13 protein-coding genes and 1 pseudogene are annotated in these 14135 nt (G+C 59.8%); 5 read left to right on the top strand and 9 right to left on the bottom strand.

Translation table 11 applies throughout. The annotated features are described in order from the left end of the window. Positions 1-601: 601 nt before the first annotated feature. The 3 genes from LAQ73_RS16425 to LAQ73_RS16435 all read right to left on the bottom strand — a co-directional run bounded on the left by LAQ73_RS16425 (position 602) and on the right by LAQ73_RS16435 (position 3819). Positions 602-913: a hypothetical protein gene (locus LAQ73_RS16425; RefSeq protein ID WP_224271075.1), complete on the bottom strand. Its 312-nt coding sequence runs from the start codon at positions 911-913 to the stop codon at positions 602-604. 803 nt (positions 914-1716) lie between these two features. Then, a complete protein-coding gene (locus LAQ73_RS16430; RefSeq protein WP_224271076.1) occupies positions 1717-2847 on the bottom strand; it encodes a flavin-containing monooxygenase in 1131 nt (376 codons plus the stop codon). Between the two features lie 159 nt (positions 2848-3006). Next, on the bottom strand, positions 3007-3819 hold the full coding sequence (locus LAQ73_RS16435) for a helix-turn-helix transcriptional regulator (protein WP_224271077.1): 813 nt from the start codon (positions 3817-3819) through the stop codon (positions 3007-3009). 235 nt (positions 3820-4054) lie between these two features. On the opposite strand from LAQ73_RS16435, the gene LAQ73_RS16440 reads away from it, so the two are divergent. From LAQ73_RS16440 to LAQ73_RS16455, 4 genes are all read left to right on the top strand, one after another. Next, entirely contained in the window at positions 4055-4663 is a 609-nt protein-coding gene (locus tag LAQ73_RS16440) for an SDR family NAD(P)-dependent oxidoreductase (protein WP_224271078.1), read from the top strand. Further along, on the top strand, positions 4660-4737 hold the full coding sequence (locus LAQ73_RS17835) for a hypothetical protein (protein ID WP_224271100.1): 78 nt from the start codon (positions 4660-4662) through the stop codon (positions 4735-4737). Before LAQ73_RS16440 ends, LAQ73_RS17835 begins: the two co-directional genes overlap by 4 nt. Before the next feature lie 358 nt (positions 4738-5095). Next, positions 5096-5440, top strand: coding sequence for an ArsR/SmtB family transcription factor (locus LAQ73_RS16450; RefSeq protein WP_224271079.1), 345 nt, complete (start codon positions 5096-5098; stop codon positions 5438-5440). Then, entirely contained in the window at positions 5437-5955 is a 519-nt protein-coding gene (locus tag LAQ73_RS16455; RefSeq protein ID WP_224271080.1) for an SRPBCC family protein, read from the top strand. The genes LAQ73_RS16450 and LAQ73_RS16455 overlap by 4 nt, the downstream gene beginning before the upstream one ends. Positions 5956-6017: 62 nt before the next feature. On the opposite strand, the pseudogene LAQ73_RS16460 reads toward LAQ73_RS16455, so the two are convergent. The 4 genes and pseudogenes from LAQ73_RS16460 to LAQ73_RS16475 all read right to left on the bottom strand — a co-directional run. Further along, positions 6018-6674, bottom strand: a pseudogene (locus tag LAQ73_RS16460) (DUF7961 domain-containing protein); the annotation flags it as partial. A gap of 161 nt (positions 6675-6835) precedes the next feature. Beyond that, complete coding sequence (locus LAQ73_RS16465) at positions 6836-7582, bottom strand: hypothetical protein (RefSeq protein ID WP_224271081.1); 747 nt, start codon at positions 7580-7582, stop codon at positions 6836-6838. A gap of 259 nt (positions 7583-7841) precedes the next feature. After that, a complete protein-coding gene (locus LAQ73_RS16470) occupies positions 7842-8633 on the bottom strand; it encodes a helix-turn-helix transcriptional regulator (RefSeq protein WP_224271082.1) in 792 nt (263 codons plus the stop codon). A 273-nt stretch (positions 8634-8906) separates the two neighbouring features. Then, positions 8907-10079, bottom strand: coding sequence for an MFS transporter (locus LAQ73_RS16475; protein WP_224271083.1), 1173 nt, complete (start codon positions 10077-10079; stop codon positions 8907-8909). A 144-nt stretch (positions 10080-10223) separates the two neighbouring features. Between LAQ73_RS16475 and LAQ73_RS16480 the strand changes: the two genes are divergently transcribed. Next, positions 10224-10421: a hypothetical protein gene (locus LAQ73_RS16480; RefSeq protein WP_224271084.1), complete on the top strand. Its 198-nt coding sequence runs from the start codon at positions 10224-10226 to the stop codon at positions 10419-10421. 216 nt (positions 10422-10637) lie between these two features. On the opposite strand, the gene LAQ73_RS16485 is transcribed toward LAQ73_RS16480, so the two are convergent. Then, positions 10638-12635, bottom strand: a complete 1998-nt coding sequence (locus LAQ73_RS16485) for a TRAP transporter permease (RefSeq protein ID WP_224271085.1) — start codon at positions 12633-12635, stop codon at positions 10638-10640. Between the two features lie 143 nt (positions 12636-12778). After that, entirely contained in the window at positions 12779-13963 is a 1185-nt protein-coding gene (locus LAQ73_RS16490) for a TAXI family TRAP transporter solute-binding subunit (RefSeq protein ID WP_224271086.1), read from the bottom strand. Positions 13964-14135 lie beyond the last annotated feature (172 nt).

The raw sequence follows: 14135 nt of genomic DNA on the forward strand, positions 1-14135 counted from the left end.
AGGTGCGGCCGACATCGCTCAGTGCTTTACTGAGTTCTTGGGCAACGGTTTCGGGGGCTGGTAAACTCGGTTTCGAGGGATTTTCATCCGCGACGGTGGCGGGGTCGATTGCGACGGCACGAGCGTTGACGACGAACGTATGGCGAGCGTCTCGAGCGTCGATTTCTTCGAGGCGGGGTTTCGCGCTATCTGGTATTCGGGTGTTCTCTGGAGGAGTGTCCGTTGTCGTTGGCCCGAACAGGGTCGCGGCACCGCGCTGTGTGACGGTGTCCTCTCCATTCTTGAGTTGGTGTTTGCGATAGCTGGCATCACCGCGCCAGTCCCGATACGGGTAGATGAGTGCTTGGTAGACGACCGGTAGCGGTTGGTTGGCCATCGTTTCGACGACTGCAGCGAGGGGGACGCGGGCGGTGTCGTCGTCGAAGAAGTCTGCGAGTGGCGTCAGTTGTGTCTGCCAGTCGTCGTAGCGGTCAACGTCGCCACAGAACTCGACTGTGGCGCAATCTTCTGGTTCGTTGGCTTTGTCAAGTGGATGTTCGGTGAACTGCGTGCGCTCGAACTCGTACGTTTCCGGGAATAGCCCACGGAGTATCCGTTCGAGTTACGTGAGAAGCGAGTCTGTGGTTTCGGTTGCTTGCGTTTCTGTGGTCAGGCCGACATAGTAGGTGACGCTTGGGTCTGTACCACCATCACTGACGAGCAACCATTCGAGAGTGGGCTTCTGTGTGTCGTTGAACAGTGTGGTGAGCCAACTGCCGTCGACGCTGTATTCGAGATTGTGGAGTCGTTTCCAGTGTCTTGCGACGGTGTCTGGGTCGACCACGTCGGCGCTCGGTGTGATCTCGATGTATTCGGAAGATTGGTTATCAATCCCGGCGTCAGAATTTTTAGTAGAAATATCGTCGGTGGCCATTGTTAGTAGCTAGAGGTTTTGGAACGTCTGTTTGTGCACAATTTTGGTGAGTCAGGATTCGGTCATAAGTGCTACTGTCTTCGAGCCCTGCGACTCGCTGCGCGCCTCGCCCTGTTCGGTGCTTACGTCGTCGGGGGACCGCGACGACGTCGGCCCCGTTCATTCCCACCCTGTCGGGTGGGTAGTGAGCCTCTGTACCGTGTTTGACTGGTGTGTGCGATAGCGAGTTTATCGGCCCCCTGACGGCGGAGGGAAAGTCAATGAGTCTGCTTTCGCAGTTCGACAGTCGTATCGTTCGAATCTGGATTCGGAGTTTGAGATCGTTTCGTCGACAGCCTTCAGCACCAGTTCTAGTGTCCTGTAACCATCCAATCGCTGACCGAAAAACCCACCAGAGAGGATATCGACTATGACTTCCTTGAAGAAGATCGAAAAGACGGGATCTACGACGTCCTTGATTCGGGTAAAGACGACTTGAACACCCTCACCGACGACCTGCCAGAGTTAGATTCGGTCGTCGATGAAGGCATTGACGGATCGAAGAAAGCTCAAGGAGCTATCGAACGCTTCTGGGCCAATGTCAGCGAGGGTTCTGAACCACGCCCAGGATCGTTCGTCTCCAAATCTGAGTAGCTCACAGTACCACTAATACCCGTTCCCCAGTCTCCAGCACTTTCGACGGGAATAGGAGCCGATTGAGCCCACAACGAGGAGCATTTTCCGAAATATGATCCATATTTGGAACCAATACGCAAGCTAATTTCGGACGTTCGATACACTTCCGGCACGTCTCTCAACTACGATTACTGTGGGAGTCTGTCCACCGATCCGGTGGAACTCGGACGAGGCTGCTGCCGCGCTGTCGACGTCAGGTGGTCGACGACGTACTCCGCGTCCCTGCCGACGCCGGTGAGCAGCCCAGACGTCATTGCGTACAGGAAGAACAGGCCGACGAAGTACAGTCCCGGTTCGTCCGGGACGACGCCGCGCACGTGGACGGGCTCCTTGGACTGTTCCCCTCCGTCGAAGATCGGGAGCTCTATCCACGAAAAGTCAGGGCGGAAGCCAGTGCACCAGATGACGTTCTTGACGTCGAGAACGTCGTCATCCCCGACGACGGGGCAACCGTCGCGAACGCCGGTCGTGCGAGGCACCCGTTCGACGCCAGCCGCGGCCAGGTCACTCGGCTTCGTGCGAACCAGCGGACCGCCCTGTGAGAGCACCTTCGGGCGAATACGACGCCCGATCGGCGTTTTCGTCGTGAAGATCCGGTGGAAGAGCACACGCATCACGAACGGGACCCCGAGGTGACGGCCGACCCACGAGTCGATGTGGAACGGTATGTGGCCGACATCCCGGCCCGACAGCCACGTTCTATGCTCGGAGGCGACGTCGAGGGCGATCTCGGCACCGGAGTTGCCTGCCCCGACGATGAGCACGTCCCCGTCCTGGAGCTGATCGGGGTTACGGTAGTCGCTCGTGTGCAGTTGGACGACGTCGTCGGAGAGCTCCGCCCCGAAATCCGGGACCTTCGGGACCTGGTAGCTCGCCATCGCTACCACGACGTTGGCCGCCTTGATTCGTCGGTCGCCCGCGGTGACGAGGAAGCCATCGCCGCTCCGTTTCAGCCCGTCCACCCGGACGCCAAGTTCGACGGGCAGGTCGAACCGCTGGGCATAGGTCTCCAGGTAGTCGGCCACCTCGTCCTTCGGGGGGAAGGTGTACGGTGAGCCTGGAAAGTTCATCCCCGGAAGGCTCGAGTAGCGGGCGGGCGTGAATACCTGAAGGGAGTCCCAGCGGGCCCGCCATGCGTCGCCGACGCGGTCGCTCGCATCGAGGATGACGAAGTCCTGGTCGTGCTGCTGTAGATAGTACCCAGTCGCCAGTCCGGCCTGGCCCCCACCGATGACGACGGTGTCATGTCGTTCGATCATGTCTTCGTTCCTCGGTAAACGTACGCGCCGGAGGGAAGTGATGATGCCGCGTGCAGGATTTCACGCCCTGAAATCTCGAGCACGCCAGGTGCTTGCTGCGTGAGAGGCTCTCGGCTGACCGATTTGCCAGTCCGATAGCGGCGGTCGTCGCCAGTGGCGCTACGACTGCGCGTGTTCCGCGAAGGCGGCGGGGTCTACCGGGGTTGCCTCCGCGCGAACTTGCTCGAAGACCGAGATGGCCCAGTCACGGGCCTCCGGGGCGTCGGTATCGATAACCGCTACGAGCGCACCAGTCTCGGCGTCATGGCAGCAGATACCGGCTCGGTCATCCACGATGCCGAGGCCGCAGCGGTCGCCATCGGGGAGGTAGTGGTGGATGAGGACGGTCGCGTTCTCGCAGGCGGTGACCTCCATAATCCGGTCTGGGTTCCAGGCGACCATCCCCTTCAGGGCCTCGGGCGTGAACACGTACTCGAACGTCATCCCCTTGAGGACCGCGCCGCAGGCCGTCTCAAGGTTGCTTGACTTATAAACGATGTTGTCGAACCCGCGCAACGACGAAGTAGACGCAATGAGCTGGCCGAGACGCTCTACGGGCTCGTAGGGGTAACCTGGCCCGGGGTAGGAGACTACCGCGTCGGCGAAGAGGTCGACGGAGAAGCCCGGCATCTCGACCGGCAGCCACTGCCAGACGTGGCGGAGCTTCTCCTCAATCTCCATCGCGTCTTGGAGAGCCAGGAACCGGTCGGCGACGTACTCGCCGAGGGGGGTCAGCCCGTATGTGGAGCCGTCCCTGACGAGCCACTTGCGCTCTTGGAAGTCGGCGAGCACCCGTCCGACGGTCGGCGAGGAGGCGCCGGTAGCCTCACACAGCTCTCGTCGGTCGGTCGGGCCGTCGCGTAACGTTTCGAGGACGCCGACGCGGTGGGCTGACGTAGCCAGAAACTGGATGTTGTCGATTCCCACAGTCATATGTGATGTAGGAGGGCGAGAAGCTTAGCGTTTCTACCGTGGGGAGAGACAGGCAACTCTACGTTTAAGGAGCTCAGCTGGATCGAATGGCGTGTCCTCCGCCTGCTTTCTAGCCCCGATGGTGGCGACGTATCTCAGTCGTGGTGCTAACGTCGCAGGCACCACTTGCTACAATCGCGTCTTGTATTCAGCAGTATCTGAGTAACCTATCGAAATACAGTCAGGACCGGTATAGTTGATCGAGGAGAACGGCGGCGAGGCAGTTGCGGTCGAACCCGACCTCACCGACGGCGAGGCCGTTGCTGCCCTTGGAGACGCCGTCGAGAAACGATTCGGTCGCGTCGATGTCCTCGTGAACAAAGCCGGCATCAGAATCGAAGGAGGGCCGCTGACCGACGTCGATACCGCGGCGATCGAGCGGATTGTCGACGTGAATCTCACTGGAATCATGCGAGCGTGTAAACATCTCATCCCCCCCCTCATGGCCGACACGGGCGGCGGTACGATAGTCATCATCTCGTCGGCGAACGCGGAAGTCGGCCCCTCGGGCTGGGGACCCTACGACGCGTCGAAGGCAGGCCTCTTGGCACTCACCCGTAACATGGCTGCCGACCACGCAGCGGACGACATCCGCGTGAACACGCAAGTGAACGCAACTGATGACGTCGTGGTCTATGAGGCGAACGTTTCGGGTCTCACCGCGTTCGCACTGGCAACCAACGCACCCGAGGAATCCACGACCATCACCGAAGCACCGCTCACGGAGAACGATTCACTGCGGAACCCACCCCGACGACAATCTCGACCACCACGACCGACACACCCGGATTCGGTCTCGACCTGACGTTACTCTCACTACTTGCCGTCGTGAGTCTCTTCAGGCGGCGTCACAATCGAGAGAAGTCTAAGAGAAAGTGAAGCGCCTTGGGCTTTCCGCCCCGAAACACTCCGGCTGGGTTATCTTCATCGCCTCAGTTCATAAGGCGCTCACTGACCGGTCCTGTGCGACCGAATAAGCCTGTAGCGAGCGAGTCCGTTGGGGGCATACTTCGAGGACGATGTGCCACTCGATCTCAGAGAGTCCTCCGACGCGGCGCTGCTTCTCCTTTGTGAGATGACCATTAGCGAGTTCAATTATCGAATCGAGTGTCCGACGTACCAGGTCTTTTGGGGAGTGACCATGACCAACATTTTTTCCCAATATTTCCCAGAGAGAGCCCCTCCAGAGGATATTTAACTAGATAGTTAAATAGCTACAGCACGTCCATTCAACTGGATGGTTGAACAGCCCTCGGACGACCTCGACCTCGACTTGGACGCAATCTTCCAAGCGCTTGCCCACCCGACCCGTCGGGAACTCCTCGAACAGCTTGCCGATGGCCCTGAGAGTGTCAGTGAACTCGCCGACCCTCACGACGTCTCTTTGGCGGCAGTGTCGAAACATCTGCAGGTGCTGAAGGAGGCGGGTCTAATCGAAGTCGAGAAGGACGGACGGGTTCGCCGATGCCACCTCAACGCAGCGCCGTTGAGCGCGGCTTTCGGTTGGCTGACCCGCTACCGCGTCTTCTGGGAGGATCGATTCGACGCGCTTGCCATCCACCTGGAGGAAGAAGACCAATGACCGACGAACAAAGGAGTACAGAAATGGGAACCGAAACGACGCTGACGGTTGAGCCGGACAGCCAAACGATCGAGATCGCGAGAACATTCGAGGCATCACGGCAACGCGTCTTCGAGGTATACACGGATCCAGAATTGATTCCGGAGTGGTGGGGACCGAGAAACTACTCGACGTCCGTTGACGAGATGGACGTGCGGCCCGGTGGAATCTGGCGGTTCCTCAATTACGACGGAGACGGTAACGAGTACGGCTTCCACGGTGTCTACCACGACATCGTCGAACCAGAACGGATTGTACAGACGTTCGAATTCGAGGGCACACCCGGACGCGTCCAACTCGAGACCGCGACGTTCGACGAACAGGACGGCAAGACACGGCTGACGGCTCAGTCTGTTTTTCAGTCTATAGAAGACCGCGATGCAATGCTTGAATCAGGAATGGAGGACGGCGCTCGAGAGACATGGGAGCGGTTTGCAGAGTTACTGGGGTCGATAGAGGGGGCGACTACCCGATGACGAATCAGGATTCGAATTCGGGGTAGAGCATCACGGTGAGTCGTGTTATTTGACTTGCTGACTCAGTACTGGTGCTCGAAGCTCAAGTCTCCGTGTTCGTACGTGTATGACTTGATATCCATCTCGTCACAGTAGTCTGTGAGTTCTGATGGCAGAAGATATGGGTCCTCTCCGAGATGTTCCTTGAGATGGTCAACGAATGCGATACAGACTTCGTCGTGGTTGCCACCCTCTTCTGAAACCTCGAGTACGACGGCTAAGTCTGGATCGTGGTAATCGGGCTTGATGACGTAATCGCCGAGTGTGAATGGGTTCGCTGCCGACTCCAGATTGGTGTGTTTGTACGTATAGAGTCTGATGTCTTGGTCGTCACAGTACGAGGCTAGTTTCGCGGGATGGATTTCACGCCAATTCGCAGGGCCGGCGTCGAGCATGTCCGGGAAGGCGACGCTGACTGCCTCGCCATCCATCGTCTGTCCGTATACGTTGACGTTATTCTCGGGTAGAAGGACCTCGATGACGACCGCCACTGACGCATCATCATCGCCTTTCTTTACGACACGGTCACCAGGTGAGAACGGATTCTGTGGTTTCTGATTCAAGTGGGCAGTATTCGGCCCGAGATTGTGCAGCTCATTCATTGGCCGTGCTGCGAGGTGTGCTAATTTCTCTGGTTCCTCCCCGGAGTAGGCGTCCTGTGTCTTGACCTTTGGAGAGAGTACCGATGTTTTTCGTGTCCGCAATCGAGATACCCTGTACTGGGTTTGCTCAATTGCGGCTGTATGCCCTAGTTAGGACACGAATTCCGAAGCACAATCATGTTCAACGCGTGTGTTCATTAGTTGTGTTCATTGCGTTCATTCTGCGGAACACATTGTAGCTACCCGCTCCGGTACTCCTCAAGGACAATTTCGACTGTCATTTCACCCGTTTCACCGCCGTAGTAAGCAGTGTAGAGCGCGAGGCTCGCGTCCGGTGAGATACAGGACTCGAACTCGTAGGAGTCTTCCCACTCTTCGGTATCGGGGACACGAATTGCCGTTTCGTAACAATCCTGCCCGGCGTACTGGGTTCGACCTTCGACGTTGGCAGTCATGTACCCTGCATCGGGGGTACCCGAGAGCCGCCAGCTGTTCCCGACTTTGAGATCACGGTGCTGGTAGTAGGCCGTCATCGGGCTGAACGGCCCGAGTGAGAGGTAACCGAGGGTCCGGAGAGTGGCCTCTGCCTCTTCGCTTTCGGGGTCGATGTCCCTGAGATCGAAGAGTATCGTGGCATTCTGGCCTGTCACCGTTCTACTGAAGGAATCAGTTCCGTTGTCGTAGGTGATTTCAGCAGTCACCTCCTCTCCATCGACGGACAGAACGTCCCACGTTATCGTCGCTGTTTCGTCGTTTCTGATGTCGTTTACGCGGTAGCGATAGTACTCACCTTCTTCGAAGGTGAATCGTTCCCATTGGGTGATAACTTCATCTTCACCCGCTTCGTCGGTGCCTGACTGCTCGTTGCTCGAATCGCCGGCGTCGACATCGGCCGTCGAACTGTCCGACGGAGAGCCACCGCCGATACATCCTGCGAGGACGACGAGCAAGACGACGAGGCCGAGGACCAGAGGTCGTCGACTCATCGTCCGACCCCTCCAGAACGGCTCCCGTGTCGCCGGTCAGGCCGCTTTAGTTGTGGGACGAGCAGGCATACGGATAGTGATATGTCTCTGGGCATTGGTGGGCGTTCGCTCCTGTGAATCCGCCAAATTACGGACCTAAGCGCCTGATAGGCACGTATATTGGCTGATATGGTACTTAATACCAAGCGAGACTATAATGTTATCTGTTCAATACATGAACGAGGTTCACCGCGTGAACATCGCCACGCACCGAACCGTCTCAGAGTGGTTCGTCGAGCCACTCGGCCAAGGGAATGGCGGTATCACGAACAGTAGCAAAGCTTCTGAGCGCCCACTCTCGGACTACGGGGTCATCGCTTTCGACTAGTACCTCGAGCATTCCCGTCTCCACGTCATAGACACCGATAGCGATGCAATCGTCGAAGATAGCCAGGCCACAGGGCAACTCTTCGACGACCCACAGCGTCAAGTGTCCGCTGTTAACGGCTCCGGCCACCTCCTTGCGGTAGTCCGAGACGAGTTGGTCAATTACTGGCGGACGGTACACGATTTCGGTGGTCATGCCGTTTAGGATTTGCTCGCGAATCTCCTCCACGTAGATGGGTGCTACTGTCGTGGTGTCGTACCCGGAAAGCGAGTCAGTGTCGCATAGTAGCTCCATGAACCGTCGAACGGGTGCATAGGGGTCGCCCTCGGCGGTAGTCGTCACCGTCCCTTCGGTGAGCCGATGCAACGAGAAGTCGAACATATCGATGGGAAGAGACCCGACGAGCGGCTGCAAGTCTCGAGTAGTCGCCATGAACGCCCGGAACTCGCTGAATTTGTCGGCGACGAGGTCGCCAAGGAAGGTTGTAGCGTATTGGCTGCCGTTATCGACGACCCACTTGCGGTCCTCGAACGCCGTGAGAATACGTCCGAGCGTGACGCGATCGATGTCCAGGCGGTCTTGGAGGGTTGTTCTAGATGCCGGAGACTCGTGAAGCAAATCCAAAACTGCGATCCGATTCTGCGAGCGGGCAAGAAACTCGATGTCTTCAGTCGGACCGGTCATCGAAACTGTGATCCTCACCCCGCAGAACACGCAAATACGACTTTAGTGTTCCGGCCTTCGAACCTCGCTGCTCCGCCGAGAGCTCGTCGTAACGGGCGAACCGAATCTCAGATTTGACTGGCGAGAAGTGATTATCCTCACCGAACGAGCCTGGTGAGCGCAGGTCAATCGGAATCCCTGCCCAAGACAGATTCAATGTACTCTATCTGTGGTTATAACCGCGACCGCAGCCTCAGCGTGGCTATCAGGAGCTACCGCGCTGCAGGTTCCGTGTCAATAACCCAGTTTGAACACCGTGTTGACGGTGATCGCAATCGCCGTTATCAGAAACAGCCCGGCGAGCACCGTGAACGCCATCTCCCAGCCGTAGGTGTCCGCGAGGAGTCCGACCCCGACCGAACCACTCGATCCGAGCATGGTGTACACCGTGCGGACAAGTCCGAAGCCAGCACCGCGCTCCGCCTCGGAGAGGTTGTCGATGAAGCGGGGATCGAGCGCCGCGAAGAAACTCGACCCGATTCCGGCCAACAAAACCGCGACGCCGGCTACGACGCGACTAGAGCTGACAACGAGGAGAAGGAGGCCTACACCGCCAGCGAACATCGATACGCCGAGCGCGAAATCGCGACCGAGGCGGTCCGAGAGCTCACCGAGCACTATCTGACCGCCGCCGCGAACGACGAAAAACGCAGAGAACACGACCCCGGCGAGTGTCGCCGTCACCCCTCTTGTCTCGATGAGAAACGTCGGAAGGAACGACAGCAACCCCTGGGCCACGAACGTCCCGAGCGCAGCGATGAACAGCGTGAACACGATGGGCGGTCGCGACACGAGCGCCATCAGCGAGCCGAGTTCGAAACGCTCGCGCATGCGCTGGTCGGGGCGCCGCGGCGGCGTCGGGCGGACACGCCAGGCGAACAACGCGAACACCGGAACGCCGACGACCGCCGCGAGCGCGACCGCGGGACGCCAGCCGTACCGTGACCCGACCCACGCGGCCGCGATGGGTGCGGTCAGTCCCGCCAGCGGGCCGCCGAGAGAGTGGATTCCGACCGCGCGGCCGACGTCCTCGAATGTTCGGGACAGGAGCGTCGTTGCGACGCTGTAGTGGAGTCCCGCAACCGCTCCGAGAGCCACGGTGGAGGCGACGAACAGCGGGAACGCCGGAGCGAGTGCGAGCAGCAGACCCATCAGCGCGGTTCCGCCCACGGCGACGAGTATCACCCGACGCTCGCCGAACCGGTCGGCGAGGACACCGCTCGGGAACTGCGCGAGACCGTAGGTGAGCCACATCCCCGTCAGCGCCATTCCGATGGCCGTATTCGTGACGGTGAACTCCGCGGTGATGAGCGGGATCACCGGACTGATTGCCAGTCGCGCGAAGTACGTCACGAGGAACGCAAACATACAGAGAACGAGCACCGAATGTCGGTAGTGCCAGCGCATCAGAATGGTTGATTGTCCGTTCACTGGCCCCGACAATGAGTGCGCGGTTCGCTGCGAATCCCGCCGGGTCGCCTGGGGGCTGGGTCACTGACGAACCGTTGCCTAGGGCCGAAGGTTCACCAGAATCGGCGACCAACACCGCGTATGAACCGAGATCACGTCCTCGCGGTCGTCCCACACTACCTCGCCATGTTCCTCGTCATCGCTGGCGTCCTCGCGGCGACGGACGCGTTTTTCGGCGGCTTGGGCTTCTGGATCGAACTCGCTATCGTCATCGTCGTTGCGTCGCTCTACCGTCCGGTCGTTCGCCACCTGAGGATCGCACCCGAGCCGTGGCAGTAAGTGCGTTTCGACGGTGTAGCCGCTCAGTCCGCCGCCGCGTTGTCTACTGACGACACTGCCTCCATACGGTCCGGAGGGAGAGAAGACGACTCTGTCTCAGCTGGTCTGCGAAAGCGGCGAGCTCCTGCAGTAGGTAGCGTCGGTGCAGCTCTTGGAAATCGTAACGGAAGAGATGCGGGAACTGGTGATACAGCAGTCGTACCGGGGAACGGATTCTTATCGTGCTGTGCCCGGCAGTCGTGCTGCGACCGAGTCAGGCAGAAGGTTCCCCTGCCAAACGAGGATGCTGACCACGAGCACCGCGGCAACGACCCGAATCACGCCAGCAGCCGGCAGTAGCGGCGCGAACAGCAGTAGCATCGACAGAACCAGTAGCACCGCGCGGATCGGTAGCGGGACGGGACCGTCGAGGTAGTTGACGAGCGCGACCGCGATTGCGATGAACCCGATGAGGACGAATAGGAAGACGCTGGCTGTTGTCGGGAACGCCCAGAACAGGAGGCTGTCGTTGAGGACGAACACGTACGGGAGGATGAAAAGCGGCGCTGCCAGTATCAGCGAGCGTCGGGCCGTCTCCCAGAAGGACCCACCACTGATCCTGGAGGTGACCAGACACGCGATGGCGACCGGCGGCGTTATCGCCGAGAGAATCGCGAAGTAGAAGACGAAGAAGTGCGCCGCGAGCAGCGGAATCCCCGCTTCCGCAAGCGCGGGCGCGATCAGCAGCACCGCGGTGATGTACGCGGCAACGGTGGGCATCCCGAGCCCGAACAGCAGCGCGGCGACCATCGTCAACACGAGCAGGAACGCCGTTACCCCGCCCGAGAGGGTCAGCAGACTGTTGGCGAACACCTGCGTGAACCCCGTGATGTTCAGCACACCGACGAAGACGTTCATCACGCCGATGGCGACGCCGATGGGCGCCGCGTTCTCGAGTCCGCGGCCGAAGCCGTCGAGCGTGTCGACGCCGAAGTCCTTCAGGCCGTAGCTCTCTCGCAGTCCGACGCTCTGTACGAACGCCGCTGGAATGGACGAGGCAACCGCCCAGAAGCCAGCGTACAGCGGGTCCCACCTGAGGGCGATCATCGTGAACAGCAGGACGGCGACGGGGATCCACAGCGCGAGCCCCTCGACGACGAGGTTGCGGACCGTGATATTGTCGAACGAGACGGACTCAGTCAATCGCCCGAACAGATTTTCGATCGCGTCTTCGCGCTGGAGGCCGACCGCGTCGACCTCCATTTTGTCCATGTCGATCTCCTCGATTCCCTCCTTCATCGTGGTGAGGTGGACCCCAACCGCGACGGAGAAGTAGAACAGAAGCGCAGGCAGCGCGCCGATAACGATGATGTCGAGATAGCTGTTACCGGTGATCTGTGCCATCACGAACGCCGCTGCTCCCATGATCGGCGGCATAATCTGGCCGCCGCTGGACGCGACGGACTCGAAGGCGGACGCGGTGTTCTTGTTGAGTCCGTGCCGCTTCAGCAGCGGGATGGTGAACGCGCCAGTCGTCGCGGCGTTTGCGGCCGCGCTCCCGTTGATCGAGCCCATCCCGAGACTCGCGACGACGGTCATCTGTGCGAGACCGGATTTGATCCGCCGGCCGACCATCGTCCCGAGTTGGATGAAGTAGTCGAGGGCCCCGTACGCCTCCAGTAACCCGGCGAGGATCATGAATATGATGATGTACGTCGCCGAAACGCCGGTGATGACGCCGTAGAGGCCGCTGCCGTAGTCGATAGTCAGCCCTTGGATGAGCCTGTTGAGACTGATTCCGTTGTGGTTGAGGATGCCCGGGAAGTAGGGGCCCCAGTAGGCGTACGCGAGACCGACCAGACCCACGATAGAGAGGATCGGACCGTAAACGCGTCTGGTCACGTCGAAGACGACGATCAGCATGAGGACCCCGGCGAGCATGTCCGTCGGGGTGTAGATTCCGAGCTGTTCGTACACCATTCGCTCGTAGCTGGTGACGAGATAGTAGGTGACGCCGATGGCGACGAGTCCCTCGAGCAGTCCGATGTAGTTGCCGATCCGCTGTCGGGTCGTCTGCGGGTCGACCTCGTACGCGACGATGGCCGCCCCGAGCGTCATCGTCCCGATGTGGATGAGTCGGTGCTGGTTCTGTTCGACGAAGAACGTTCTGACGTAGCCGAGATGGTAACCGGCGATGAGCACCCCCAGAACGATGAGGAGACCGTACTTCGCCATTCGCAGTCGCTCGACGCGACTCTTCCGGTTCGATGTGGTTTCTGTTGCTGTCATATATCGAGGTGGTTGGCGGTCCGCGTCGTCTCACGGAGACGAAGGATGTGAGATGATATCAAAGGCGGGTACCGTTCGTAGCCGGGAAGCTACTGGTTGGACTCGTACTGTTCGAGCGTCGTCATGTTGTCGCTCCAGAGCCCTTCCTCACGCATGTACTTCTCTGCGCCGGGGTGGACAGGCGCGTCCGGCGAGGCGAGCGTCAGCTCCTTAGTGAGCTCCGGACCGGCACCCTCCAGCACCGCGCTGGCGTTGCGCACCTGGTCGATGTTGTCGTGGACGACGGAGATGAACTCGTAGGCGAGCTCGTCGTCTATCTCGGAGGGGAACACCGTCTCGTACCCGACGCCCAGCGACGGGATGGTGCTGACCGACATCTCCTGCTCCCACACGTCCGCGGGCGCTTCGAGGTAGATGTACGGCAGCCCGGAGTTAGCCACGTCTGACTGGTCGAACTCCCACTCAACAACGTCGATCTCGGTTGTCGCGTCGACCTCCTGCTCCCAGCCGACGGTCGTCACCTGGCTGACGGTGTAGCCCATACAGATGTCGAGGCGACCGTCGCGTATCGCCGACCCCTGGCTCCCCCAGTCCATCGAGCTGATGTTGTACTTCTCCTCTGGGTTCTCGATGCCGGACATCTCGAACGCGTCGATGCCCGCGAAGTAGTTGGTCCCCGCGCGGTCGCCGAACGCCATGTTGATCGAACCGTCCTGCGGGATGTCCGAGACCGTCTTGATGTCCGCGAGCTTGTCCACGTCCCGCTTGATGAGGAAGTACTCGATGGACATGAACGGAATAACCTGGGTCATCGTCTTCCCTAACTTCTCGTTGTACGGCGGGTTGCCGGCGTTCGCCTGAACGACTCCCCAAGAGGTACTCTGGGCGATATCCAGCTCACCGTTGGCGATAAGCGGGAGGTTCGCCGCGGTCCCGCCGGTCGTCTGGGCGCTCATGTCGATCATGTCCGAGTTGTTGGAGATGACCTGCGCCATCGCGACCCCGGACGCGTGCGTCGCGGAGTCCGGGCCTGACGTCCCGATCGTCCAGCTCACGGTGTCGCTACCGTTGCCGCCGTTACTCCCGTTACCGCCGCTGCCGCCATCGCCACCGCCACCACTGCCACCGTTGCCTCCGTTGCCGCCATTACCGCCATTACCGCCGTTGCCGCTGTCGCTACAGCCGGCTAGACCGACGACGCCGAGTGCGCCGGTCGCCTTCAGGAACTTTCGCCGATTGGTGCCGCCCTTGATTGTGGATTTCCAGTCTTTCATGAATGTTACTCCCTTGCATATCGATGGGAACATCACTATTTATGTATTTCGTCAATTATTTATTCTTTGAATATCCCCGCGAATGGAAAATGGGACACGGGAGCGGGACATTCGGCGAATCACTCACGTCGTCGACCAGATGCTGGCGTCACGACGCGCCGTGGGCAAGTCG

The sequence above is a fragment of the Haloprofundus salinisoli genome (genome assembly GCF_020097815.1).
In the GTDB taxonomy this organism is placed as follows: Archaea; Halobacteriota; Halobacteria; order Halobacteriales; family Haloferacaceae; genus Haloprofundus; species Haloprofundus salinisoli.

What these genes read in the sequence shown, in the direction of transcription:
- LAQ73_RS16430 (WP_224271076.1), bottom strand. Translation starts at nt 2,847, where the DNA reads ATGATCGAACGACATGACACCGTCGTCATCGGTGGGGGCCAGGCCGGA.
- LAQ73_RS16485 (WP_224271085.1), bottom strand. Translation starts at nt 12,635, where the DNA reads ATGGCGAAGTACGGTCTCCTCATCGTTCTGGGGGTGCTCATCGCCGGT.
- LAQ73_RS16470 (WP_224271082.1), bottom strand. Translation starts at nt 8,633, where the DNA reads ATGACCGGTCCGACTGAAGACATCGAGTTTCTTGCCCGCTCGCAGAAT.
- LAQ73_RS16450 (WP_224271079.1), top strand. Translation starts at nt 5,096, where the DNA reads ATGGTTGAACAGCCCTCGGACGACCTCGACCTCGACTTGGACGCAATC.
- LAQ73_RS16425 (WP_224271075.1), bottom strand. Translation starts at nt 913, where the DNA reads ATGGCCACCGACGATATTTCTACTAAAAATTCTGACGCCGGGATTGAT.
- LAQ73_RS16475 (WP_224271083.1), bottom strand. Translation starts at nt 10,079, where the DNA reads ATGCGCTGGCACTACCGACATTCGGTGCTCGTTCTCTGTATGTTTGCG.
- LAQ73_RS16490 (WP_224271086.1), bottom strand. Translation starts at nt 13,963, where the DNA reads ATGAAAGACTGGAAATCCACAATCAAGGGCGGCACCAATCGGCGAAAG.
- LAQ73_RS16465 (WP_224271081.1), bottom strand. Translation starts at nt 7,582, where the DNA reads ATGAGTCGACGACCTCTGGTCCTCGGCCTCGTCGTCTTGCTCGTCGTC.
- LAQ73_RS16435 (WP_224271077.1), bottom strand. Translation starts at nt 3,819, where the DNA reads ATGACTGTGGGAATCGACAACATCCAGTTTCTGGCTACGTCAGCCCAC.
- LAQ73_RS16455 (WP_224271080.1), top strand. Translation starts at nt 5,437, where the DNA reads ATGACCGACGAACAAAGGAGTACAGAAATGGGAACCGAAACGACGCTG.
- LAQ73_RS16480 (WP_224271084.1), top strand. Translation starts at nt 10,224, where the DNA reads ATGAACCGAGATCACGTCCTCGCGGTCGTCCCACACTACCTCGCCATG.